Source organism: Agromyces sp. NPDC058126, from assembly GCF_042884595.1.
GTDB lineage: Bacteria > Actinomycetota > Actinomycetes > Actinomycetales > Microbacteriaceae > Agromyces.
This window is the reverse complement of the sequence record NZ_JBHVTS010000001.1, coordinates 449,378-471,638: the sequence shown is the minus strand read 5'-3', so window position 1 is coordinate 471,638 and position 22,261 is coordinate 449,378. Positions and strand designations below refer to the sequence as shown.

The 22,261-nt window shown below is 73.0% G+C and carries 22 protein-coding genes; 10 read left to right on the top strand and 12 right to left on the bottom strand.

Annotated features, from left to right (window positions below; all coding sequences use genetic code 11):
* Positions 1-5: 5 nt before the first annotated feature.
* Positions 6-1,160: a ThiF family adenylyltransferase gene (locus ACFVTR_RS02200; RefSeq protein ID WP_387034393.1), complete on the bottom strand. Its 1,155-nt coding sequence runs from the start codon at positions 1,158-1,160 to the stop codon at positions 6-8.
* Positions 1,161-1,500: 340 nt separating this feature from the next.
* Between ACFVTR_RS02200 and ACFVTR_RS02195 the strand changes: the two genes are divergently transcribed.
* The 4 genes from ACFVTR_RS02195 (at position 1,501) to ACFVTR_RS02180 (ending at position 4,084) form a co-directional block, all read left to right on the top strand.
* On the top strand, positions 1,501-1,749 hold the full coding sequence (locus tag ACFVTR_RS02195) for a MoaD/ThiS family protein (RefSeq protein ID WP_157422260.1): 249 nt from the start codon (positions 1,501-1,503) through the stop codon (positions 1,747-1,749).
* A 70-nt stretch (positions 1,750-1,819) separates the two neighbouring features.
* On the top strand, positions 1,820-3,115 hold the full coding sequence (gene glp / locus ACFVTR_RS02190; RefSeq protein ID WP_387034392.1) for a gephyrin-like molybdotransferase Glp: 1,296 nt from the start codon (positions 1,820-1,822) through the stop codon (positions 3,113-3,115).
* Positions 3,108-3,590 carry a cyclic pyranopterin monophosphate synthase MoaC gene (gene moaC / locus ACFVTR_RS02185; protein WP_387034391.1) on the top strand — a complete coding sequence of 161 codons (483 nt, stop codon included), beginning with the start codon at positions 3,108-3,110 and terminating at the stop codon, positions 3,588-3,590. The genes glp and moaC overlap by 8 nt, the downstream gene beginning before the upstream one ends.
* Positions 3,587-4,084 carry a molybdenum cofactor biosynthesis protein B gene (locus tag ACFVTR_RS02180; protein WP_387034390.1) on the top strand — a complete coding sequence of 166 codons (498 nt, stop codon included), beginning with the start codon at positions 3,587-3,589 and terminating at the stop codon, positions 4,082-4,084. Before moaC ends, ACFVTR_RS02180 begins: the two co-directional genes overlap by 4 nt.
* 23 nt (positions 4,085-4,107) lie before the next feature.
* On the opposite strand, the gene ACFVTR_RS02175 is transcribed toward ACFVTR_RS02180, so the two are convergent.
* Positions 4,108-4,842: a phosphatase PAP2 family protein gene (locus tag ACFVTR_RS02175; protein ID WP_387034389.1), complete on the bottom strand. Its 735-nt coding sequence runs from the start codon at positions 4,840-4,842 to the stop codon at positions 4,108-4,110.
* Between the two features lie 67 nt (positions 4,843-4,909).
* Complete coding sequence (locus tag ACFVTR_RS02170) at positions 4,910-6,196, bottom strand: multidrug effflux MFS transporter (RefSeq protein WP_387034388.1); 1,287 nt, start codon at positions 6,194-6,196, stop codon at positions 4,910-4,912.
* A gap of 246 nt (positions 6,197-6,442) precedes the next feature.
* Here ACFVTR_RS02170 and ACFVTR_RS02165 point away from each other — a divergent pair, with 246 nt between their 5' ends.
* Positions 6,443-7,792 carry a GNAT family N-acetyltransferase gene (locus ACFVTR_RS02165; RefSeq protein WP_387034387.1) on the top strand — a complete coding sequence of 450 codons (1,350 nt, stop codon included), beginning with the start codon at positions 6,443-6,445 and terminating at the stop codon, positions 7,790-7,792.
* 25 nt (positions 7,793-7,817) lie between these two features.
* Here ACFVTR_RS02165 and ACFVTR_RS02160 read toward each other — a convergent pair whose 3' ends face one another.
* The gene (locus ACFVTR_RS02160; RefSeq protein WP_387034386.1) at positions 7,818-8,933 is read right to left on the bottom strand and encodes a glycerate kinase; all 1,116 of its coding nucleotides are present in this window, start codon (positions 8,931-8,933) and stop codon (positions 7,818-7,820) included.
* Positions 8,934-8,981: 48 nt separating this feature from the next.
* A complete protein-coding gene (locus ACFVTR_RS02155) occupies positions 8,982-10,109 on the bottom strand; it encodes an AI-2E family transporter (RefSeq protein WP_387034385.1) in 1,128 nt (375 codons plus the stop codon).
* 149 nt (positions 10,110-10,258) lie between these two features.
* On the opposite strand from ACFVTR_RS02155, the gene ACFVTR_RS02150 reads away from it, so the two are divergent.
* Positions 10,259-11,701 (top strand): MDR family MFS transporter, encoded by a 1,443-nt coding sequence (locus ACFVTR_RS02150; protein WP_387034384.1) that lies wholly within the window; start codon positions 10,259-10,261, stop codon positions 11,699-11,701.
* 28 nt (positions 11,702-11,729) lie between these two features.
* Here the strand turns inward: ACFVTR_RS02150 and ACFVTR_RS02145 are convergent, their stop codons facing one another.
* The 3 genes from ACFVTR_RS02145 to ACFVTR_RS02135 all read right to left on the bottom strand — a co-directional run bounded on the left by ACFVTR_RS02145 (position 11,730) and on the right by ACFVTR_RS02135 (position 15,438).
* Positions 11,730-13,175 (bottom strand): lipase maturation factor family protein, encoded by a 1,446-nt coding sequence (locus tag ACFVTR_RS02145; protein WP_387034383.1) that lies wholly within the window; start codon positions 13,173-13,175, stop codon positions 11,730-11,732.
* Positions 13,176-13,243: 68 nt separating this feature from the next.
* A complete protein-coding gene (locus ACFVTR_RS02140; protein WP_387034382.1) occupies positions 13,244-14,707 on the bottom strand; it encodes a phytoene desaturase family protein in 1,464 nt (487 codons plus the stop codon).
* Between the two features lie 2 nt (positions 14,708-14,709).
* Complete coding sequence (locus ACFVTR_RS02135) at positions 14,710-15,438, bottom strand: NUDIX domain-containing protein (RefSeq protein WP_387034381.1); 729 nt, start codon at positions 15,436-15,438, stop codon at positions 14,710-14,712.
* A 60-nt stretch (positions 15,439-15,498) separates the two neighbouring features.
* On the opposite strand from ACFVTR_RS02135, the gene ACFVTR_RS02130 reads away from it, so the two are divergent.
* Entirely contained in the window at positions 15,499-16,332 is an 834-nt protein-coding gene (locus ACFVTR_RS02130; RefSeq protein ID WP_387034380.1) for an MBL fold metallo-hydrolase, read from the top strand.
* A gap of 69 nt (positions 16,333-16,401) precedes the next feature.
* On the opposite strand, the gene ACFVTR_RS02125 is transcribed toward ACFVTR_RS02130, so the two are convergent.
* Positions 16,402-16,974: an NADPH-dependent F420 reductase gene (locus ACFVTR_RS02125; protein ID WP_387034379.1), complete on the bottom strand. Its 573-nt coding sequence runs from the start codon at positions 16,972-16,974 to the stop codon at positions 16,402-16,404.
* A 101-nt stretch (positions 16,975-17,075) separates the two neighbouring features.
* Between ACFVTR_RS02125 and ACFVTR_RS02120 the strand changes: the two genes are divergently transcribed.
* The 3 genes from ACFVTR_RS02120 (at position 17,076) to ACFVTR_RS02110 (ending at position 18,935) form a co-directional block, all read left to right on the top strand.
* Positions 17,076-17,600, top strand: coding sequence for a MarR family winged helix-turn-helix transcriptional regulator (locus ACFVTR_RS02120; protein ID WP_387034378.1), 525 nt, complete (start codon positions 17,076-17,078; stop codon positions 17,598-17,600).
* Positions 17,601-17,691: 91 nt separating this feature from the next.
* On the top strand, positions 17,692-18,312 hold the full coding sequence (locus tag ACFVTR_RS02115; protein WP_387034377.1) for a ClpP family protease: 621 nt from the start codon (positions 17,692-17,694) through the stop codon (positions 18,310-18,312).
* Entirely contained in the window at positions 18,309-18,935 is a 627-nt protein-coding gene (locus ACFVTR_RS02110) for a ClpP family protease (protein ID WP_387034376.1), read from the top strand. The genes ACFVTR_RS02115 and ACFVTR_RS02110 overlap by 4 nt, the downstream gene beginning before the upstream one ends.
* Here the strand turns inward: ACFVTR_RS02110 and ACFVTR_RS02105 are convergent.
* The 3 genes from ACFVTR_RS02105 to ACFVTR_RS02095 form a co-directional block, all read right to left on the bottom strand.
* A complete protein-coding gene (locus ACFVTR_RS02105; RefSeq protein WP_387034375.1) occupies positions 18,917-19,408 on the bottom strand; it encodes a helix-turn-helix domain-containing protein in 492 nt (163 codons plus the stop codon). The two genes, ACFVTR_RS02110 and ACFVTR_RS02105, sit on opposite strands and share 19 nt — an antisense overlap.
* A 139-nt stretch (positions 19,409-19,547) precedes the next feature.
* Positions 19,548-20,639, bottom strand: coding sequence for a discoidin domain-containing protein (locus tag ACFVTR_RS02100; RefSeq protein WP_387034374.1), 1,092 nt, complete (start codon positions 20,637-20,639; stop codon positions 19,548-19,550).
* 24 nt (positions 20,640-20,663) lie between these two features.
* Positions 20,664-22,124 (bottom strand): Gfo/Idh/MocA family protein, encoded by a 1,461-nt coding sequence (locus ACFVTR_RS02095; protein WP_387034373.1) that lies wholly within the window; start codon positions 22,122-22,124, stop codon positions 20,664-20,666.
* Positions 22,125-22,261 lie beyond the last annotated feature (137 nt).

Below are 22,261 nucleotides of genomic sequence, written 5' to 3'. Positions count from 1 at the left end.
GTCGCTCAGCGGGTGACGAGGTCGGCGGCGACCCCGGCGAAGCGCTGGATGCCGCCGTCGAGCGAGGCGACCTCGGCGTGCCCGCGGCGTGCGAGCTCACGGGCCGCGCGCTGCGAACGGATGCCGACCTCGCAGTAGACGACGATCGGGCCGTCGCCGGGCGGGAGCTCGGCGCCCGAGAGGAGCTCGCGGAGCGGGAGCAGGGTGCTGCCGTCGATGCGGGCGAGTTCGGCCTCGCTCGGCTCGCGCACGTCGATGAGGCGCAGCGGCTCGGCCGCACGCAGGCGCATGAGCAGTTCGGCCGCCGAGATCGGCGGCGGCGCGGTCGCCGAGGCATCCGCTTCGCTCGGATCGTCGAGGCCGCAGAACCGTTCGTAGTCGATGAGGTCCGTGATCTCGTCGGCGTCGGCGATCGCCGTGTAGGCGATCTCGCGGGTGCGCGCGGTGAGCGCGTCGTAGCTGAGCACCCGGCCGAGGAGGGGGTCGCCGAGTCCGGTGACGAGCTTCACGACCTCGGTCGCCATGAGTGCACCGACGACGAGGCAGAGGCTCGGCAGCACACCGCCGAGCTCGCAGCTCGGCACCTCGCCGGGCGCCGGCGGCACGGGGAAGAGGTCGCGGTACCCGGGGCCGCGACCGCGCCACGCGACGCCGAGCTGCCCGTGGTAGCGCAGGATCGCGCCCCAGACGAGCGGCTTGCCGGCGAGATGGGCCGCGTCGTTCGTCAGGTAGCGCGTCGGGAAGTTGTCGCTGCCGTCGACGACGAGGTCGTAGTCGTCGAGGATGCCGCGGAGGTTCGCCGCGGTCACGCGCTCGCGATGGCGGACCACCCGGCACCCGGGGTCGGTCGCGGCGACCGTGTCGGCGAGCGAGTCGACCTTCGGCCGGCCGAGGTCGTCGACGCCGTGACTGAGCTGACGCGGCAGGTTGCTGAGCTCGACCGTGTCGGCGTCGGCGATGCCGATGGTGCCGACGCCTGTTCCGGCGAGCGCGGGCACGACCGCGCTGCCGAGCCCGCCGGCGCCGATGACGAGCACCCGCGCGGCCTGCAGGCGACGCTGGGCGAGTTCGCCGAAGCCCGGCAGCATGAGCTGTCGGCTGAAGCGTGCGAGCCCGGCGGGAGCCAGCGGCGGCCCGGGCTCGACGAGCGGCTCGGTCATGCGGCCAGTGTATCCGTCGGGTTCCGGCGCGAGGGCCGTCGACGGGGCGGCGGATCCGGATAGGGTCCCGGATCCGTCGCGCCGCACTGATCGGGAGTGATCGGCGCCGGGGCGCATGGGAGCCGTTCGTGGGGGGCCGAGTTCGCTCCACCCCGGAACGCCGATCGCGGGACACCCACTCGGGTGTGGGTCAAACGTCCCACTTATGAAGATACGGATCCATCCTGTGAAGCGGCTCCACGATCCCTGCATGCTTCCACTGAGTCCCGAGCGCACCCGAAGCGGATCGGGAACGGGCCGCGCCGCACCGGATCCGAGCCCTCCCGGTACCATCGACGGCATGACGATCGTGACCGTGCGGTACTTCGCGGCGGCCGCCGACGCGGCCGGTGCCGAGGAGGAGCGGCTCGAGCTCCCCGACGGCGCCACCGTCGGCCACCTCCGCGACGAGCTCGCCGAGCGGTACGGCGTCGCGATGCAGCGCGTGCTGCAGAACGGGTCGTTCCTCGTCGACGGCACCGTCGAGCGCGACCCCGCGACCGCACTCGGCGCGGCCGTCGACATCCTTCCGCCGTTCGCCGGCGGATAGGACCGAGCACTCCCCGAGCACTCCCCCGGACTCGGGACCCCGCAGCACCCACCGCAGAGACGAGGCCGGAATGCGCAGCTACGCCGAACACCAACGGGCCGTGCACGAACTGCTCGACCCGCTCGCCGCGCGGCTCGACGCCGCGGGCGGCCGTCCGGTGCCGGTCTCGGCCTCGGTCGGGCGAGTCGACGCGCATGGGCGGGTCCTCGCCCGCGACGTCCACGCGCCCGTCGCGCTGCCCGGCTTCGACAACTCGCAGATGGACGGCTACGCCGTGCGCTCGGCCGACCTCGCCGGGGCGCGCCCCGGTTCGCCGGTGCGGCTGGTGGTCGGGCCGACGAGCGCCGCGGGCGACGCGCCCTTCGCGCTCGCCCCCGGCACCGCCTCCCCCGTGATGACCGGTGCCGCGATCCCCGACGGCGCCGACGCCGTCGTGCCGATCGAGGTCGCCGACCCGTCCGCCTTCATCGGCCTCGGGGCCGGGCGCCACGACTCCCCCGACGGCTCGGTCGTCGGGTTCACCGCCCCGGTCGCGCCGGGCACGTACATCCGCCGCGCCGGCAGCGACATCGCCGAGGGCGCCCTGCTGCTCGCCGCCGGCACCCGGCTCGGCCCCGCGCAGCTCGGCTCGCTCGCCGCGGCCGGCGTCACCGAGGTGCTCGTGCGTCGCCCGTTGCGGGTGCTGCTCGTCTCGACCGGCCACGAGCTGCAGGCGCCCGGGCTGCCGCTCCGCCCCGGGCAGATCCACGACGCCAACACCACGATGCTCGGCGCCGCGCTCCGCGGGTGCGGCGTCGAGGTGGTGGAGGCTCTGGCGCCCGACGACGCGGACTCCGTGCGAGCCGCGCTCGAGGCATCCGCTCGCCGCGTCGACCTCGTGGTGACCACCGGCGGCGTCAGCGCCGGCGCCTTCGAGGTGGTGCGCGAGGCGCTCGCCCCGCTCGGCGTCGAGTTCGTGAAGGTCGCGATCCAGCCCGGCGGGCCGCAGGGCCTCGGCACGGCCCGCATCGAGCCCGATGACGGCGACGGCCCCGTCGGGGTGCCCGTGGTCGCGTTCCCCGGCAACCCGGTGTCGGCGCTCGTCTCGTTCGAGCTCTTCCTGCGGCCGGTGCTGCGGCGACTCGAGGGCCTCGCGCCCGATCGCCACCGCGCGCGGCTGCCGCTCGCGCACGAGGTCGTCTCGCCGCGGGCGAAGCACCAGGTGCGACGGGGCGTGCTCGACGGCGACGGCGCCGTCGAGGTCGGGGCTCCGAGCTCGCACCTGCTGCACGCGTATGCTCAGGCGACGGTGCTCGTGCACCTGCCGGTGGGGGTCGACGCGCTGCCCGCCGGCGCCGCCGTCGACGTCTGGAGGATCGATGACTGACACCCCGCCCCGTCTCACCCACCTGCGCGACGACGGTTCGGCGCACATGGTCGACGTCACCGACAAGCAGGTCACGAAGCGCACCGCGAGCGCGCAGGCGGTGCTCACGACCCGCCCCGAGGTCGTCTCGGCGATCCTCGACGGCACCCTGCCGAAGGGCGAGGCGATCGGCACCGCGCGCATCGCCGGGATCATGGCGGCGAAGCAGACCTCCACGCTCATCCCGCTCTGCCACCCGCTGCCGCTCACGAAACTCGACGTCGACATCACCGCCGAGGGCGAGCGCGTGCGCGTCGTCGCGACGGTGACCACCAAGGGCGTCACGGGCGTCGAGATGGAGGCGCTCACCGCGGCGAGCGTCGCCGCGCTCACCCTCTACGACATGATCAAGGCGGTCGACCACCACGCCGTGATCGGCGAGATCATGGTGCTCGCGAAGGCGGGCGGCAAGAGCGGCGACTGGGCGCGGGCATGAGCGACCGGATGCCTCGCGCGGCCACGGTGCTCGTCGCGTCGACGCGCGCCGCGGCCGGCGTCTACGAGGACCGCACGGGGCCGATGATCGCCGCCTGGCTCGCCGAGCGCGGCTTCGCGGTGCAGGGGCCCCTCGTCGCCGCCGACGGCGTGGCGTTCGAGACGGCGCTGCAGGCGGCCGTGGCGGCGGCGCCCGCGGTCATCGTGACGACCGGCGGCACCGGCCTCGCCCCGGGCGACCTCACGCCCGAGGCCACCGCGGCGCTGCTCGACCGCGAGCTCCCCGGCTTCGCCGAGGAGCTGCGCCGACGCGGCGCAGCGACGACGCCGACCGCGCTGCTGACCCGCGGCGTCGCCGGGGTCGCCGGATCGACGTTCGTGGTCAACCTGCCCGGCTCGACGGGGGGCGTGCGCGACGGCCTCGGCGTGCTCGGCGACGTGCTCGACCACGTGCTCGACCAGCTCGCGGGCGGCGATCACGCACGTCCCGCCTGAGGGTCGGGTCCGGCCGACGGCCGTCAGGCCCGCGGCACGCGCGGCGGGGTGACGTGCTCCTGCGCCAACGCGGCGTTGCGGGCTGAGACGACCTCGAGCCGGGCGAGGCGCTCGCGTTCGAGCGGCACCGCGAACACGGCCCAGAGCACGAGCGCGACGCCCGCGCCGACGAGCGCGCCGCCGACGGTGTCGGAGAACCAGTGCGCGCCGAGGTAGGTGCGGCTGATGGCCATGAGCACCGTGTAGACGGCGCCGAGCACCCAGACCCAGAGGCGCGGCACGATCACGCCCACCGCCACCGCGATCGTCGCGGCGTTCGCGACATGCCCCGAGGGGAATGAACCGTAGTCGGAGACCACGATCATGTCCTCGGGGCGGGCGCGGCCGAAGAACGACTTCAGGATCTGCACGACTCCGGCGCTGAGCGCCGAGGCGAGCACGAAGTAGAGCGCGGCCCAGGGCCTGCGCAGCAGCAGGAGCACGATCGCCGCGCCGACGGGGATCACGAAGACCGCGATGATGCCGCCGCCGAGCGCGTTCATGAAGTACGAGAACACGTCGCCGATGGGCCCCCGCAGGGCGAGCACGTCCTCGGCCCACTCCTCGTCGACCGCGAAGGGCAGCCCGCCCTGCCGCCCCATGATCACGAAACCGAGCAGGGCCGCGGTCACGACCGCGGCGATGCCCCCGATGAGCGGTGCGCGTCGCCGCACTGCCCGCACCGAGGCGGCCGCCTGCTTCGCCTCAACGGTCCGCATCGCCTGCATCCTCCAACGCTAACGGCCGCTGCGGCGGCATCCACCCGGCTCGCCGGGGCGCCGGGGTTCAGTCGGTGAGGGGCGGCACGGTCTTCGGGCGCACGAGCGTCCAGAGGCCGATGATCGCGATCGCCGCGGCGGCCGACATGACGATCGCCATCGGCAGCGCGCTGCCGACGCCCATGAGGCCGATGAGCGGCGAGATGAGTCCCGCGAGCCCGAAGTTCAGCGCGCCGAGGAGCGACGCGGCCGTGCCGGCCTCGCTGCCGTGCGAGGCGAGCGCGAGGATCTGCACCGCGGGGAACGAGAAGCCGCACGCCGTGATGAACAGGAACAGCGGCACGATCGTGCCCCAGAGGCCCGCGCCGGTCACGTCGAGCACCGCGATCGCGATGGCCGAGCCCAGCAGCACGACGGTGGTCACCGCGAGGATCCACTGCGGCGCCACCCGCCCGCGCATGAGGCGCGAGCTCGTCTGGACGCCGATGATGATGCCGACCGAGTTCACGCCGAACAGCAGTCCGTACTGCTGGGCGGTGAACTCGTACACCTCCTGGAAGAGGAACGACGAGGTCGAGAGGTACCCGAACAAGCCGGTGAACACCATGCCGCCGACGAGTGCGGCGCCGAGGTACACCCGGTCGCTGAAGAGGGAGCGGTAGCGGTCGCGCATCGTCGAGTGGCCCGAGATGTGCCGGCGCGACGGCGGCAGCGTCTCGACGATGAGGAAGGCGACGCAGAGCACGACGACCACCCCGTACGCGGCGAGCACCCAGAAGATGCCGCGCCAGTCCATGACCTGCAGCAGCTGCGAGCCGATGACGGGCGCGAGCACGGGAGCAAGGCCGTTCACGAGCGCGAGGCGCGAGAGCATCTTCACGAGGGGCTTTCCGCCGAAGAGGTCGCGCACCATCGCCATCGCGACGACGCCGCCCGCGGCGGCGCCGAAGCCCTGGAGCAGGCGGAACACCGCGAGCCAGACGATGTCGGGGGCGAACGCCGCACCGATCGACGCGGCGATGTGCAGCGCCGTCGCGAGCATCAGCGGCAGCCGGCGGCCGACCTTGTCGCTCCACGGGCCCACGATGAGCTGCCCGAAGCCGAAACCGATCATCGTGCCCGTGAGGGTGATCTGCACCGCGGCGGCCGAGACGCCGAGCTCGTCCTGCAGCACCGGGAAGGCGGGCAGGTAGAGGTCGACCGTGAACGGGCCGAGCGCGGTGAGCGCACCGAGCACGAGCACGTAGACGAGACGCTGGCGGCTGGTCAGCCGGTCGCCGGCGTGCACCGAGACGACCGGGGTCGAGCGGGTGTCGTCGGGGCGGATGATGGGGATGGGGCTCGTGGCGGACATGCGATCCTGGCGTGCTCGAAGGCGGATGAGGTCTGGTGCCGGGCGCGACCGGCTGCCTCGGCGCGCGCCGTCGGACGCCGGGAACGACGACGACGGCACCGCGCGGGTGCCGTCGTGCGGATCCGAGCCCTGCTATCGCACTCGAATCGATTCGAAGGCACTAGGTTATCGCACGGTCGACCGAGGCGCGAGCATCGATTCCCCGACTCCCGGCATGCACGCGGGCTGCGTCGCTAGTCTGGATCGATGCCGTTCGATCTCCGAGACATCCCGCTCGATCAGAAGGCCGAGGCTGCGCTCGCCGCACGCGGTCTCGCATACCGAGTGATCGACCCGCATGATCGTGCGGCGCTCGCGGCCTGGGCCCAGGCCGACAGCCGCGGCTTCCACAACGCCGTCCCGACCGAGCAGGAGCTCGAACGCGAGATCGGGGTGATCTCCGATCGACGGGTGCACGGCGTCTACGACCCGACCCTCGACGAGCCCGAGATCCCCGTCGCCACCGTCGCCAGCTGGCCGACCGGTCTCAGCGTGCCCGGCGGGCGGAGCGTCGACGGCTGGGCCGTCAGCTCGGTGACGGTCGCCGCGACGCACCGGCGACGCGGGGTCGCCCGCGCGCTCATGGAGGGCGAGCTCCACAACGCCGTCGCCGCGGGCGCCGCCGTCGCGATGCTCACCGCGACCGAGGCGACGATCTACGGACGCTACGGCTACGCGCCCGCCGCACGCGCGACGACCATCGAGATCGACCGTCGGCGCGTCTCGTGGGCGGGCGCCGCCGAGCCCGGCCGGGTGCAGTTCGTCGCCCCCGCCGTGATCCGCGAGCAGGCCGCGGCGATCGCCCGCCGCGCCGTGGCCCGGACCCCCGGCGAGATCGACCGCTGGCCGGGTCTGCTCGACCGGGTGCTCGGCACCCATCACCCCGACAGCGAGCGCTCCCGAGCGGTCCGGGTCGCCCGTTACGACGACCGGCACGACCAGCCGCAGGGATTCGTCGCCTTCCGGGTGCGCCACGAGGGCGACATGGCGGGCGTGATCGAGTTCGACTTCATGGCCGCGGCGAGCGACGAGGCCGAGCGGGCGCTCTGGCGGTTCCTCGTCGAGCAGGACTTCGTGACCCGCATCCGCGGACGCCTGCGCTCGATCGACGAGCCGCTCCCCTGGCTCCTGACCGACCGCCGGGCGATCAGCGTGACCGAGTCGCACGACCACCTCTGGCTGCGCATCCTCGACCCGGTCGCAGCGCTCGAGGCACGTCGGTACACGGGCAGCGGTTCGCTCGTGCTCGAGGTCGACGACCCGCAGGGCTACGCCGCGGGCCGCTTCGAGCTCGAGTTCTCGGCGAAGGGTCACGCCGAGGTGCGCCGGCTCGAGCAGGGCGCCCCGGATGCCACGGCCTACGCCGCGCGGCGCTCGCGCCCCGCACAGGGCCTGCGACTCGGTGTCGCCGAGCTCGCAGCGATCTACCTCGGCGACGTCGCACCGTCGCTGCTCGCCCGCGCCGGCCGCGTCGTCGAGACGACGCCGGGATCGCTCGCCCTCGCCGACCGCCTCTTCTCGTCGCCGCGGGCACCGCACCTCAGCGTCTGGTTCTGAGCGGCGCCGCCGCCCCGCCGGATCGTCACGAGCGGGCCGGGTCGGTCCATCCCGCCGCGAGCTCTGCGCCGGCCCGTTCGAGCCATCGCAGCGGTTCGGCGACGGCTGCGGCGCCGGTGCCCGCCAGTGTGGTGAGCGAAACGCTCGCCGCGAAGCCGGCACCCTCGGGCTCTGCGGCGATCAGACCCGCGACGAGCGCCGACGGGACGCCGGCGGCTGCGGCGAGGCGCACGACCGCCGAGGGCGCCTTGCCTGCGGCCGACTGCCCGTCGTAGCGCCCCTCGCCGGTGATCACGAGCGAGGCGCCACGGAGGGCGTCGGGCAGCCCGATCGTCTCGGCGACGGTGCGGGCGCCAGGGGCGATGTCCGCACCCCAGGCGAGGAGACCGAAGCCGGTGCCGCCCGCGGCGCCGGCACCGGGGGTCGTCGGGTCGGCGCCGGGCAGCAGTTCGGCGAACCGTGCAAGGCCGGCGTCGAGCAGGGCGACGTCGGCGGCCGTCGCGCCCTTCTGCGGGCCGAACACCTCGGCGGCGCCGGTCGGTCCGAGCAGCGGGTTCGTGACGTCGACGAGGAGTCGGGCCCCGGCGACGGGCGGGCGGCGGAGACCGTCGAGCCTCACCTCGGCGAGCCGGGCGAGCGCGCGGCCGCCGCTCAGGACCGGCCGCCCAGCGCCATCGAGCAACTCCGCGCCGAGCGCGGTGAGCGCCCCGGCACCCCCGTCGGTCGAGGCGCTGCCGCCGAGCGCGAGCAGGAGCCGCCGGGCCCCGTGGTCGAGCGCCGCGGCGATCGCCTCGCCGAATCCGCGGGTGTGCGCGTCGAGCGGCGCGAGCGGGTCGAGGAGCGTGATGCCGCTCGTCGCGGCGAGCTCGACGACGCCCGTCGCGGGTTCGCCGGGCAGGAGCAGCCAGTGCGCGGCGACGGGCGCGTCGAGCGGCCCCGTCACGGTGACGGGCATCCGCGTCGCCCCGGGCACCGCCGCCGCGAAGGCGTCGAGCGTGCCCTCGCCGCCGTCGGCCATCGGCCGCAGCACGAGTTCGTCGGCCGCTCGCACTGCACGCCAGCCCCTGGCGATCGCGGCGGCGGCCTCGGCCGCGGTCGCGGTGCCCTTGAACGAGTCGGGGGCGATCACGACACGACGCATCGGACACCTCCTCGGGGTCGGACCGCTCGGCGCGAGCCGGCGCGCGGGCTAGATGGTGTCCTGCCTCGGGAACACGACCTTCTGCACGATGATGATGAGCGAGGCGGCCACCGGGATCGCGACGAGCGCGCCGAGCACCCCTCCGAGCGTGCCGCCGGCGACGGCGGCGATCACGACGAGCGCGCCGGGCACCGAGACCGCGCGGTTCATGATGCGGGGGCTCAGCACGTACGCCTCGACCTGCATGTAGATGAGGTAGTAGATCGCGGCGGCGAGTGCGGTGGGCGGGCCGGCGGCGAGGCACACGAGCGTGATGATGACCGCGCCCGTGAGCGTGCCGACGAGCGGGACGAGCGAGAACAGGAAGGCGATGAACGCGAGCAGGATCGGGGCGGGCGCCCCGATGATCGTCAGGAAGATGAGGCTCAGCACGCCGTTGACGGCGGCGAGGCTGACCTGGCCCATGACGTAGCGGCCGACCGAGCCCGTGATCTCCTCCGAGACGTCACGGTATCCGGGGCGCGAGGAGGCCGGCACGAATCGAGCGGCGTAGCGCTTCATCGAGTCGAGCGAGGCGAGGAAGTAGAGGGTGAGGATGAGCACGATCGTCGCCCCCGTGAACCCGCCGGCGATGCCCGCTCCGACGGCGAGGATGCCGCCGCCGAGCGAGCCCAGGTTCTCGGGGTCGGCGAGCCACTTGCCGACCGACTCGATCGCGTCGTTGAGCGCGTCGCCCGAGCCGGAGACGCTGTTGAGCCAGCCGACGAGGTCGCTGTGCTTGAAGTTCTCGACGATCGTCGGCCAGTTCTCGATGACGTACGTCGTCTGCTCGACGACGAGCGGCACGATGGTCGCGATGAGGCCGACGAAGAGCCCGACCACGACGATGACGACGCCGAGGATGGCGGCCCACCGGGGCATCCCCCTGCGCTGCAGCCAGCTGACGACCGGATCGAGGCCGAGCGCGAGGAACAGGGCGAGCGCGACGTAGAGGATGACGGTGCCGAGCTCGGCGATGATCCCGCCGAGCATGAGCGCCAGCAGCACGCCGAGCGCACCGATGAATCCGATGCGGAACGCCCGGATCTTCACCTCGGGACCGCGCGCGTCGCCGTCGCTCGTGACCTGGGCCGCGGGCGGCTCGGGTGCGACCGCTCGCTTCGTTCGGATTCGCATGCCTCGACGGTAATGCGCGCCCCGGCCGAAGGCATCCCCTTGACCCGGCGAGTTCGATCCGGCAGCCGCCGCGAACGGATGGAATGATTCGAGACCCGGGGCGTTGCACCACAGCGGGGCGGCACCGTGCGCCCCGGCGAGGAGCGGGCATGGCGGACACGACGGGTGTGGGATTCCGATCCGAGCGGGGGCCGGTGCTCATCGCGGTGATGCTCGCGACCGGGCTCATCGCGATCGACTCGACGATCCTCGCGACGGCGGTGCCCTCGATCGTCGAGGATCTCGGCGGCTTCTCGCAGTTCCCGTGGCTGTTCTCGATCTACCTGCTCGCTCAGGCCGTCTCGGTGCCGGTCTACTCGAAGCTCGCCGACACGGTGGGGCGCAAGCCCATCATGCTCGTCGGGATCGGGCTGTTCCTCCTCGGCTCGATCCTCTGCGGCGTCGCGTGGGACATGACCTCGCTGATCGTCTTCCGCGCCGTGCAGGGCCTCGGCGCGGGGGCCGTGCTGCCCGTGTCGATCACGATCACGGGCGACATCTACACGGTGCGCGAGCGCGCCAAGGTGCAGGGCTACATCGCGAGCGTGTGGGCGGCCTCCTCGGTCATCGGTCCGACGCTCGGCGGGGTGTTCGCCGAGTTCCTGTCGTGGCGGTGGATCTTCTTCGTCAACATCCCCCTCTGCATCCTCGCCGCCGTCATGCTCTGGCGGGGCTACCACGAGTCGCTCGGCCGCGAGAAGCACCGCATCGACGTGGCCGGCGCGACGGTGCTGACCCTCGGGCTCACCCTCGTCATCCTCGCCGTGCTCGAGGGCGGGCAGGCGTGGGCCTGGCTCTCGTGGCAGAGCCTCGGCGCGTTCGGCGTCGGCGGGCTGCTGCTCACCCTGTTCGTGCTCATCGAACGCCGCGCGGCCGAGCCGGTGCTGCCGCTGTGGGTGTTCTCGCGGCGCCTCATCGTGACGACCTCGCTCGTCTCGCTCGGCGTGGGCGCCGTGCTCATCGGGCTCACCTCGTACGTGCCCACCTTCCTCGAGATCACCGCGGATGCCTCGCCGCTGGTCTCCGGCCTCGCGGTCGCCGCACTCACCCTGGGCTGGCCGATCGCCGCGTCGAACGCGGGGCGCCTGTTCCTCCGCATCGGGTTCCGCGCCACCGCCCTCATCGGGCTCGCGGTCGCCGTGCTCGGCAGCGCCGCGCTCTTCGCGGCCTCGTTCGTGCCGAACGTGTGGACGACGGCGATCGCCTGCTTCATCGTCGGACTCGGCCTCGGCCTCGTCGCCTCGCCCACCCTCATCGCGGCCCAGTCGTCGGTGCCGTGGGAGGAGCGCGGCGTGGTGACGGGCGCGAACATGTTCCTCCGCTCCGTCGGCAGCGCCGTCGGCGTCGCGATCTTCGGTGCGGTCGCGAACGGCGTGATCGCCCGCTCGGGACTCGGCGACCACTCCCCCGTTGCGATCCAGGCGGCCTCGGCCACGGTGTTCTTCGCCGTCGCGGTGGCGGCGGTCCTCACGATCACCGCGGCGCTCGTGATGCCGCGCGCCCGGGTCGACGAGATCGAGCACCGCCCGGTGGAGGCTGCCGCCGCGAGCTGAGTCGCGGAGTCCCGCCCGCACCCGGGCGCTAGACGAGACCCGAGGTCGCGGGCGGCAGGATCTCGGCCTCGAGGGTCCGCACCCAGCGGTCCTCCGTCGCCCGGAACTCCCGCCGCGTCGCGAAACGGTAGTGGTAAGCCCGCACCCGCACCCAGCTCGGCCTCGCCCCGTCGAACGGGTCGCGGGCGAGCAGCGCGAGCGTCGGGGCGTCGGCCGCGAGCAGACGCTCGAGGAGCACCCCGAACCACGGCTCCCACATGCGCCCGAGCGGCAGGAACCACATCAGCCAGTCGAGCCGCAGGTGGTAGGGCGCCCACTGCCGCGGCAGTGCACGCACGTCACCGGGCTTGCCCTTGAAGCCGTACTCCCACCACGCGGCATCCTCGTCGGGCACCTCGTCGAGGGTGCCCTCGACGACGATCTCGATGCGCCGCTTCGTGACGGTGCCGAAGGCCCCGTAGGCGTTCACGAGCATCCACCGGTTGAAGGCGGCGTTCATGAGCTGCCGCCGCGAGAAGAGGTTCCGCAGCGGCCACCAGCTGAGCACGAGCAGCAGCGCGGAGGCCGCGAGCACGACGAGCGTCCACCAGGTGGGCGACCCCGCGGCATCCGTGCCGAGATTCGCCGGGATCGCCGGGACGAGCGCATGCCACACCGAGTCGGGTACGGCGGAGGCGGCGAGCACGACCGTGATCCAATTGAGCCAGGCGAAGTTGCCCGTGACGATGAGCCAGAGCTGCGTGGCGATGACGATCGCGGCCGCCGCCGCGCCGACCCACCCTGGCACGAACAGCAGGAACGGCACGACGAGCTGCGCGAAGTGGTTGCCGAGCACCTCGCCGCGGTGGAACCACGGCGGCAGCAGATGCGCCTGGCGGCTGAGCGGCCCCGGCATCGGCTGAGTCTCGTGGTGGTACATGAGCGCCGTGAGGTCGCGCCACTCGCGACCGCCGCGGATCTTGATCATGCCCGCGCCGAACTCGAGCCGGAACACGAGCCACCACACCGCGACGATGATCGTGATCGGCGGGGGCTGCGAGTTCGAGCCGAGGAACGCGACGGTGAACAGCGCCTCGCAGAGCAGCATCTCCCAGCCGAACCCGTAGAAGGTCTGCCCGACGTTCACGACCGAGAGGTAGAGCAGCCACAGGCCGAGGAAGACGAGCATCGGCAGCCACGGCGGGCCGAGCTGCGGCAGCCCGAGCACGGCGGATGCCCCGAGCACGATCCCGGCGACGGCGACCGCGACGAGCCGCCGGTCGGTGTACCCCCAGCGGAACAGGCTCGGGCCGCGCAGCCGCGAGGCGCGGCGCAGCAGCTCGGGTACCGGCAGGAGGCCCCGCTCGCCGAGCAGCGGGCGGAACTGGTTCAGCGTCGACCAGAACGCGACGACGGCGAGCGCGCCGACGCCGCGCTGCAGCACCTGGCGGGCGACCTCGTAGTCGTGCGCGTCGAACCAGGCGGTCCAGTCCACCCCTCAACGCTACGCCGCGGCGCGCCCGTCGCGCAGGGAGCGCAGCGACCGTCTCGAGCCCACCGCCGTCAGACGCGCAGGCCGAACCGCTCGCGGAGGGCGAGCTTCGCGGCGTACCACCCGTTCATGCCGTGCACGGCGGGGCCGGGCGGGGTCGCGCTCGAGCAGAGGTACACGCCGTCGACGGGCGTGCGCCACGGCGCCGTCGAGACCACCGGGCGCTTCACGAGCTGGGCGAGGTCGAGCGCCCCCGAGTAGATGTCGCCGCCGACGTAGTTGCGGTTGTAGACCCCGATCTCGTGCGCCGAGCTCGCGGCGCTCGCGAGCACCACGTCGCGGAACCCCGGCGCGAAGCGCTCGACCTCCGCCGTCACGAGCTCGGTCGCGTCGAGCGTCGACCCCGCCGGCACATGGGTGTAGGCCCAGAGCACGTGCTTGCCCGCGGGCGCACGGCTCGGGTCGACGACGCTCGGCTGGCAGACGAGCACGTACGGATGCCTCGGGGCGCCGCCGTCGCCGGCGATCTGCGCGTTCAACCCGGGCTGCAGGCCGCGCGCCACCGCGTTCTCGGCCGCGGCGATCTCGCGCCGGCTGCCACCGAGGTGCACGGTCGGAGCGAGTCCGACGGCGGGGTTCGCCCACGGCACCGGGCCGTCGAGCGCGAAGTCGACCTTCGCGATGCCGGATCCGTAGCGATAGCGGCGCAGCGCGCGCTCGTAGCGAAGCGGCAGCTCGGCGCTGAACAGCAGCTCGGGCGAGGTGTCGAGCAGCACCGCGCGCGAGCCGCCCACCTCGTCGAGCGATAGCACCGGGGCATCCGTCACGATCTCGGCGCCGTGCTCGGCGAGCTCGGCGACGAGCGCGTCGGCGATCGCCTGGGATCCGCCCTTCGGCAGCCCCCAGCCGACGCCGTGGGCGTGCATCGCGATCAGCAGTCCGGCGCCCGCCGAGGCGAGCGAGGGCAGCCCGCCGGCTGCGTGCGCCACGACGCCGGTGAAGAGCGCCGGCGCGACGTCCCCCGTGAAGCGCCGGTCCCACGCGCGGGTGCCCTGGTCGAGCGCGCGCAGGCCGAATCGGAACGCCGCGATCGGATCGCGTGGCACCCGGAGCAGCTGCGACCCCGTGAAGTCGACGACGCCGTCCTGGCGGGCGAGGAGCGGGCCGACGAGACGGCGCCACGCCGGGCCGTCGGCGCCGAGCCCGTCGACGGTGCGGTCGAGGTCGCGCCAGGCGATGCCGGCCCGGCCGCCGGGCAGCGGGTGCGCGTAGGAGGCCTCGGGCACGATCCACTCGGGCGCGCGCGGCCCGTCGATGAGGCCGAGCTCGCCGAACACCGGTGACGCGAGCCCCGCCGGATGCACCGCCGAGCAGACGTCGTGCCGGAAACCGGGCAGCGTCAACTCGGCCGTGCGGATGCCCCCGCCGATGGTCGGCGCCGCCTCGACGACGCGCACGGTGAGCCCGGCGCGCGCGGCGACGACGGCGGCGGTGAGCCCGTTGGGCCCCGATCCGACGACGGTGACGTCGACCATGCTCAGAAGCTGTGGAGATAGACCCAGGGCAGGCGGTCCATCATGAGTCGGTGGCGGTTGCCCTGCGCGTCGGGGTCGTCGTCGGGCACGGCGGGACTGCGCCCCTCCCCGCCCGGGGCGGCGTCGTACTCCTCGTCCTCCTGCCAGAGCACCATGCGGCGGGCGTCGTCGCGGCGGGCCCGGTAGGAGCGCACCTCACCGGCGGCGAACGCGGCGAGCGCCGCGTCGACCGACGTGGCCCCGCGCAGCCCGTGCAGGGTGACCCACGTCGGCGGCCACAGCGTCATGGCACCCGCGGCGTGCCGGTCGAGGGCGTCGACCGGCCGGATCCACTCCGCGGCGACGACCTCCTCGGGGGCGAGTCGCAGTTCGCCGTCGGGGACGCGCACGGCGAAGAAGGCCGTGGTCAGCTGCTTGGGCGCGCCGCGCGGCGGGGTCCACAGCGAGAAGGGCACGAGCTCCCGCCCGTCGATGACGAGGCCCACCTCCTCCTCGACCTCGCGCACGGCGGCGCGACGGGCGGCCTCGAGTCCGTCGGCTGGGCCGCCGAGTGCGTCGGCCTCGTCGACGGCACCGCCTGGGAACACCCAGGCGCCGGCGAACGAGCCGCGATCGCTCGGCCGCTCGGCGAGCAACACCTCGAGGCCGAGCTCGCCGTCGCGCAGCAGCACGACGGTGGCGGCGGATCGGGTGGCGACGGATGAGCTCGGGGACTCGGGCGCGCTGTCCATCCCCTCAGACTAGGCCGGTCGGCCCCGCGTCGCACCGGGGCGGGCCGATACACTGCCGGGATGGATGACGCCGCAGCGCACGAGCGCGTCGACCCCGCCGGGCCGTCGCGACTGGCCCGCACGGTGCTCGCACCGAACGCCGGCCCGATGACCCTCGACGGCACGAACTCGTACGTGCTGCAAGCGCCCGGCGCCCGTTCGACGATCGTCGTCGATCCGGGGCCCGCCGATGCCGGCCACCTCGAACTGCTCGCGGGCGCCGGCGACGTCGAGCTCGTGCTCATCACGCACCACCACGCCGACCACACCGAGGGGATCGACGCCTTCGCGCGGCTGACCGGAGCCCCCGTGCGGGCGATCGACCCCGTGTTCTGCCGCGGCGCGGCGCCGCTCGCCGACGGCGAGCGCATCGTCGGGGCGGGCATCGAGCTCGAGGTGCTCGCGACCCCCGGGCACACGGCCGACTCGGCGTGCTTCGCGCTGCTCGGCGAGACGGGCGACCCCGCCGAGGACGGCGACCGCTCGCCGCTCGCGGTGCTCACCGGCGACACGGTCCTCGGCCGGGGAACGACGATCATCGCCGACCCCGACGGCGCGCTCGGCCCGTACCTCGACTCGCTCGAGCGGTTGCGCGCGCTCGGCACGCCCGGCCCGGTCGCCGTGCTGCCGGGTCACGGCCCCGCACTGCCCGGCCTCGCGGCGATCTGCGACGCCTACCTCGCGCACCGGGCCGAGCGGCTCGACCAGGTGCGGGCCGCACTCGCCCGGCTCGGCGACGACGCGACGGTCGGCGAGGTCACCGACCTCGTCTACGCCGACACGGATGCCTCGGTGCGGGGTGCGGCCGAGGCATCCATGCGTGCGCAGCTGCGCTACCTGCGCGGCACCGCCTGACCGCTCGCGAACGCACGAATCGCCCGGCTTCATGCGAAGCCGGGCGATTCGAGGTGAGGCGCCGGTGCGTCAGGCCGCGACGGCGAAGCCGCCGGTCCAGCCGATCTTCTCCTGCACGGCGAGAGTGAGCTGGAGGAAGCCGATCGACTCGAGCTCGCGGGCACGCTTGAGCGCTCCCGCGTCGATCGCCTTCACGCCGCCGGCGCGCACGACGTCGATGAGGGCCTGCTTGGCCACGGCGTCGTCGCCCGCGACGAGCACGGTGGTCTCCTCGTCGCCGACCGACTTCGAGGCGAGGGTCGCGGCGAAGTTGGTGTTGAAGGCCTTGAGCACGCGCGACTCGGGCAGGAGCGCGGCGAGCTCGGCCGCCTTCGAGCTGTCGGACGCGGGGACGAGCGAGTCGAAGGTCTCGAAGTCCAGCGGGTTGGTGATGTCGACGACGATCTTGCCGGCGAGCTCGGTACCACGGGCCTCGACGATCTCGGCGAGTGCGAAGTGGGGCACGGCGAGCACGACGATATCGCCCGTGATCGGCTGCGAGACGTCGCGGCCGATGACCTCGACGCTGTTGCCGCCCGCGGCGACGATGCCGCCGATCGCGCTGCCCATGTTGCCGTTTCCGATGATGCTGACGGTCGTCATTGCGATTCCTCCCCGCGCCGTTCGACGCGATTACTTGTTACGACAACCATTACGATAGCCCAATTCAGTTGTTGCGTCAACCAATGCGCTAGAATCGAGGTATGGCAGACGAAACGCAGTGGCTCTCCCCCGAGGAATCGGCGGCCTGGGTGCGCCTCATCGCCGTCGCCGAACTGCTGCCGGGCGCACTCGACGCGCAGCTCCTCCGCGACGCGGGCCTCACCCATTTCGAGTACGTCGCACTCATGGCCCTCGCAGACGCCCCGGCTCGCACCATGCGCATGACCGAGCTCGCCTCGCGCACCAACGCGACCCTGCCGCGGCTCTCGCACGTCGCCCGCCGGCTCGAGGAGCGCGGGCTGATCCGACGATTCCCCTGCCCCGAAGACCGGCGCGCGACGAACGCGACGATCACCGAGGCCGGGCTCGAGCTCATGGCCGACGCCGCCCCCGGACACGTCGGCACGGTGCGCGCGAACGTGTTCGACGCGCTGAGCGCCGAACAGCTCGAACAGCTCTACGTCATCGCGGGCGCCGTGCTCGCGAAGCTCGACCCCGACGAGCGACTCTCGGCCACCTCGTGCCAGTTCAGCGAGGGGCCGGTCGTCCGCACGCTCGCGAGCTAAGGCTTCGCCGCCCAGGGCAGCACTGCTCACAGCAGCACTGCCGTCGGCAGCATCGGGCCCGCGCCTCGGCCCCGCGGCGCAGGCTGAGGGCATGAGCGAACAGACCCCGGCAATCCAGCCGATCGACGCCGAGCTCACCGCCCGGCTCTTCCACGAACGCATCATCGTGCTCGGCGACGAGCTCGACCAGCAGGGCGGCAACCGCCTCTGCGCGCAGCTCGTCACCCTCGCGGCCGACGACCCGCGCCGAGACATCCGCTTCTGGATCAACTCGCCCGGCGGCTCGGTGTCGGCGATGCTCGCCATCGCCGACCTGATGCGGTCGATCCCGAACGACGTGTCGACGATCGCGTACGGCATGGCGGCGAGCGCGGGCCAGTTCCTGCTGAGCGCGGGCACGCCGGGCAAGCGCTTCGCGCTGCCGCACGCGCGCATCCTCATGCACCAGGGGTCGGCGGGCATCGGCGGCACCGCCGTCGACGTCGAGCTGCAGGCCGACGACCTGCGCCACATGCGCGACACCGTGCTCGGCATCACCGCGGCGAACACCGGCCAGCCGCTCGAGCGCATCGCCGAGGATTCGCTGCGCGACCGCTGGCACACCGCCGCGGAGGCGGTCGACTACGGCTTCATCGACCGCATCGCCGACGGCTTCGACGAGATGTTCCCCCGGGCCGAGCGCCCCCAGACCGGATTGCGAGCGACCGCATGAGCAGCTACACCATCCCCTACGTCGTCGAGAAGCGCGGCAACAGCGAGCGTTCGCTCGACGTCTACAGCCGGCTGCTCTCGGAGCGCATCGTCTATCTCGGCACCGAGATCGACGACGGCGTCGCGAACGTGCTCATCGCCCAGTTCCTCCATCTCGCGTCCGAGTCGAGCGAGACCCCGATCAGCCTCTACCTCAACTCCCCCGGCGGCTCGCCCGGTGCGGCGCTCGCGGTCTACGACACGATGCAGCACATCAGGCCGGATGTCGCCACCACGTGCGTCGGCCAGGCGGCCGGGCCGGCCGCGGTGCTCCTCGCCGGCGGGGCGAATGGGCAGCGGGCGATCCTGCCGCACGGGCGGGTCGTGCTGCACCAGCCTTCGACGCAGGGCCGGGGCTCGATCCCCGACCTGATCATCCACGCCGACGAGGTCGTGCGCGTGCGGGCCGAGCTCGAGGCGGCGCTCGCCGCCGACACCGGGCACGACGCGGCGACGCTGCGACGCGACACCGATCGCGACCGCATCCTGTCGGCGGCCGCCGCCGTCGAGTACGGGCTCGCCGATCACGTGCTGACGGCGCAGGTCGCCGTCGGTTCGGGCGCCTCCTACGCGGCGAGCAGGTAGACGCCGCCGGGCGGCGTGACGAGGGTCGCGCCGCCCGCGGCCGTCGCGGCGTCGAGGTCGAGCACGAGCACGGCGTCGACGTCGACGTCGACGTCGACGTCGAGCATCGGATGCCTCGCCGGCACGTCGGCGCGGAACGCGAACGACACCTCGCGTTGGAGGCGTTCGCGCCGCTCGGCCTCGCGCCGTTCGAGCTCGCGTCGGGCCTCGAGCGACTCGGCCACCCGGTGCACGAGCTCGACGAGCTCGAGGCCGAGCGCTTCGGCGACCGAGCCGAGCACCTCGCTCGACGCCTCCTTGCGACCACGCTCGATCTCGGAGAGGTACTGGGGCGAGACGCCGGCCGCCCCGGCGACCTCGGTCAGGATGCGCTCCTGGGCGAGCCGCTCGCCGCGGAGCACCTCACCCAGCTCGTTGCGCCAGAGCGGCTTGGCGGTGCGCGGCGCTCGCGGGAACTCGACGACCTTGCCCATGCCCCGAGGCTAATCGCCGAGCCGAGCGTGCGACAGCTCGATCCGCTCACAGCAGAACGGCGTCGCCGGACGACGAAGGCGGCGCGGGATCGCTCCCGCGCCGCCTGCGCCTCATCGCGTCAGGATGCCCCGAGCATCGTCATCGAGGCACCCCGCCGACGTTGATCTCGGCGGCGCCGCCGAACGCATTGCCCGCCATCGAGTTCAGTCCGACGAGCTTCACGTACCGACCGGCCGCGGCCGCGAACTCGACGCGCTGAGGCCCGAGGTCGCCGGTGAACGACCCCGTGGCGACGGGGTCGCCCCAGCTCGTCCCGTCGGCCGAGACGAAGACCTGGTAGTCCTTCATCCGACCGTTGACCGCGTTCTGGCGCGTCAGGTACTCGAGGCCCGTCACGTCGTAGCTCGCCCCGAGGTCGAGGGTGATGAAGTGCGGGTACGGAACTGCGCCGTTGCGGTACGACGTGTGCCAGAAGGTGTACGGATCGCCGTCGATCGCCTTGGCGGCCGGCGTGTTCTCGGAGACCGTCTCCTCGCTCGAGACCCCGGCGATCGTGAGCTGCGTCTGGTCGATGAGGTTCGGCAGCGGCGGAATGGTGGGAACGGAGAGCGTCTCAGTCGCGCTCCCGGCGCCGTCGCCACCCCGGTAGTCCGCGGTCGCGGTGAAGACGCGGAGCGCATAGCCCGCTCGCTTCTCGGGGACGCGGATCTGGAAGACGGCGACCTCCTCGTCGCCCACGGCGATGCGGCCGATCTCGTCGTCGACCACGGCGACCTGCCAGCCGACGGGACCGGTGAACGACACGGCGACCTTGCTCATCGCCTTGTCCGAGTCGTTCGCCACCGTCACCTCGACGTCGACGATCGCCGGCCCTTCGAGGCTGATCTCGGAGATCGAGACGGAGATCTCGGCCTCCTCGGCCGGCGCCTCGGCGGCGGCCTCGGCCTTCCGCTCCGGCGCGGCCGAGACCTCGGCCGGAGCCTCGGCCTCCGGGGCCTCCGGTGCCCCGGCCCCCGTTTCGGTCGCCTCGGTCTCGGGGGCATCCGATGCCGGTGCTTCGGACGCCTCGGGCTCCTGCGACGCCTCCGGCGCCGGCGCCGGCGTGCTCGTCGCCCCGGGTGCGGGCGGGTCCTCCAGCGTGCTGCCGAATGCCGGCGGTGCGGCCAGCGCGAGCGTCGAGGCGAGTGCGAGCGCCGCGAGGGCGCCGCGACGGACGGAGTTCGATGACATTGTTCGCTTCCTCTCGTTCGGGTGTCAGACGACGGCCGGCATGGCGGTGCGGACGGAGTCGAGGCCGAGGCGGAGCTTCTTCCACTCGCCGCGGGTGAAGTCGGGCACCTCGACCGGGCGCCCGCCCTTCTCGATCGACGCCACGCTGAGCGGCACGGGTGCGCACCACGCGGCCGAGTCGTAGACGTCGATGTCGGGCACCTGGCCGGTGCGCATCTGCTGCACGATCCGCCACTGGAGGATGTAGTCCATGCCGCCGTGGCCGCCGCCGGCCGCGGGCCCCTCGAGGTCCTTCCACAGCCAGTGGTCGTACTCGGCGCGCAGCGCGCTCGCGCCCCGCCAGGTGTCGCCGCTGTGGATCGGCTCGGCGTAGACGCGTGCCCCCGTCGCATCGGCGCCGACGTAGTCCTCGAAGATGCCGCGGCTGCCCTCGATCGTGTTGATGCGGCTGTACGGTCGCGGCTGGCTCACGTTGTGCTCGGCCCTGATCATGCGACCGTTCGCGGTGGAGATCATGCAGGTGACGAGGTCGCCGTTGATGTACTCCTCCTTCCACGAGCGGTGGTCGCGCGGAACAAACCGCTCGCGGTAGTCGGCGAGGCCCCGGGGGGCGCTCGCGGTCGCGGTCAGGGTCGTCAGCCGATCGCCGCGGTTGATGTCCATCGCGGCCGCGATCGGCGCGAGCCCGTGCATGGGGTAGAAGCTCGCGACGCTCTTCGTGTGCCAGATCCGGCGCCAGTCGTCGGTGTAGTAGCCGTCGTTGAAGAGCAGCGACCGCAGGTCGTGCAGGTAGCCGCCGTGTCCGCTCGTGATCTCGCCGAAGACGCCGTCGTGCGCCATCTTGAGCATCGCGAGCTCGTTGCGGCCGTACGAACAGTTCTCCATGAGGAACAGGTGCTTGCGGGTCTGCTCGCTCGTGTCGACGAGGTCCCAGAGCTCGTCGAGCTCGGTCGCGATCGGCAGCTCGACGCCGACGTGCGCACCGGCCTTCAGCGCGGCCTTGCCCTGGGCGTGGTGGAACTCCCACGGCGTGGCGATGTAGACGAGGTCGAGCTCTTCGGTGTCGAGCATCTTCTGGAACGAGGCGTCGGAGCCGCCGTACTCGCGCGGGCGGGGCTTGCCCGCGTTCGCGACCCGATCGGCGGCCCGGGTGGCGCGATCCCCTCGGATGTCGCAGACGGCGACGACCTGCGCGCCCGGCACGCTGACCCAGCTGCCGAGCATGCCCATGCCGCGGTTGCCGAGGCCGATGAGGCCGATCTTGACGGTGTCGACCTGGTTGAAGGGCTCGTTCGCCATCGATCGCGAGCCCTGCTTGCGCGCCGGAACGGCGGCGGTCGCCGCGCCCGAGCTCGCGGCCGTCGCGAGCGCGACGCCCGCCAGTGCTCCGCCGAGCAGGTTCCTGCGACTGAAACCGGATGCCGCGGTGTCGAGGTCGGCGGCGGCGCCGACCTTCTCGCGCGGACTGGTGAAGAAACGCGACATTGCACTCTCCAGAGCTCTCGTGTGTGGTTGCTGAGCACACTGGCGCAGGTGAGCGATGAATGTCAAGAGTTGATCGAAAACTGACTCAATCGATCATGAAGATGCAGAACTCGACGAATTCTGCCGCTGGGCACACA

Coding starts and splice junctions, on each gene's coding strand:
- ACFVTR_RS02200 (WP_387034393.1), bottom strand. CDS start 1,160: ATGACCGAGCCGCTCGTCGAGCCCGGGCCGCCGCTGGCTCCCGCCGGG.
- ACFVTR_RS02195 (WP_157422260.1), top strand. CDS start 1,501: ATGACGATCGTGACCGTGCGGTACTTCGCGGCGGCCGCCGACGCGGCC.
- glp (WP_387034392.1), top strand. CDS start 1,820: ATGCGCAGCTACGCCGAACACCAACGGGCCGTGCACGAACTGCTCGAC.
- moaC (WP_387034391.1), top strand. CDS start 3,108: ATGACTGACACCCCGCCCCGTCTCACCCACCTGCGCGACGACGGTTCG.
- ACFVTR_RS02180 (WP_387034390.1), top strand. CDS start 3,587: ATGAGCGACCGGATGCCTCGCGCGGCCACGGTGCTCGTCGCGTCGACG.
- ACFVTR_RS02175 (WP_387034389.1), bottom strand. CDS start 4,842: ATGCGGACCGTTGAGGCGAAGCAGGCGGCCGCCTCGGTGCGGGCAGTG.
- ACFVTR_RS02170 (WP_387034388.1), bottom strand. CDS start 6,196: ATGTCCGCCACGAGCCCCATCCCCATCATCCGCCCCGACGACACCCGC.
- ACFVTR_RS02165 (WP_387034387.1), top strand. CDS start 6,443: ATGCCGTTCGATCTCCGAGACATCCCGCTCGATCAGAAGGCCGAGGCT.
- ACFVTR_RS02160 (WP_387034386.1), bottom strand. CDS start 8,933: ATGCGTCGTGTCGTGATCGCCCCCGACTCGTTCAAGGGCACCGCGACC.
- ACFVTR_RS02155 (WP_387034385.1), bottom strand. CDS start 10,109: ATGCGAATCCGAACGAAGCGAGCGGTCGCACCCGAGCCGCCCGCGGCC.
- ACFVTR_RS02150 (WP_387034384.1), top strand. CDS start 10,259: ATGGCGGACACGACGGGTGTGGGATTCCGATCCGAGCGGGGGCCGGTG.
- ACFVTR_RS02140 (WP_387034382.1), bottom strand. CDS start 14,707: ATGGTCGACGTCACCGTCGTCGGATCGGGGCCCAACGGGCTCACCGCC.
- ACFVTR_RS02135 (WP_387034381.1), bottom strand. CDS start 15,438: ATGGACAGCGCGCCCGAGTCCCCGAGCTCATCCGTCGCCACCCGATCC.
- ACFVTR_RS02130 (WP_387034380.1), top strand. CDS start 15,499: ATGGATGACGCCGCAGCGCACGAGCGCGTCGACCCCGCCGGGCCGTCG.
- ACFVTR_RS02125 (WP_387034379.1), bottom strand. CDS start 16,974: ATGACGACCGTCAGCATCATCGGAAACGGCAACATGGGCAGCGCGATC.
- ACFVTR_RS02120 (WP_387034378.1), top strand. CDS start 17,076: ATGGCAGACGAAACGCAGTGGCTCTCCCCCGAGGAATCGGCGGCCTGG.
- ACFVTR_RS02115 (WP_387034377.1), top strand. CDS start 17,692: ATGAGCGAACAGACCCCGGCAATCCAGCCGATCGACGCCGAGCTCACC.
- ACFVTR_RS02110 (WP_387034376.1), top strand. CDS start 18,309: ATGAGCAGCTACACCATCCCCTACGTCGTCGAGAAGCGCGGCAACAGC.
- ACFVTR_RS02105 (WP_387034375.1), bottom strand. CDS start 19,408: ATGGGCAAGGTCGTCGAGTTCCCGCGAGCGCCGCGCACCGCCAAGCCG.
- ACFVTR_RS02100 (WP_387034374.1), bottom strand. CDS start 20,639: ATGTCATCGAACTCCGTCCGTCGCGGCGCCCTCGCGGCGCTCGCACTC.
- ACFVTR_RS02095 (WP_387034373.1), bottom strand. CDS start 22,124: ATGTCGCGTTTCTTCACCAGTCCGCGCGAGAAGGTCGGCGCCGCCGCC.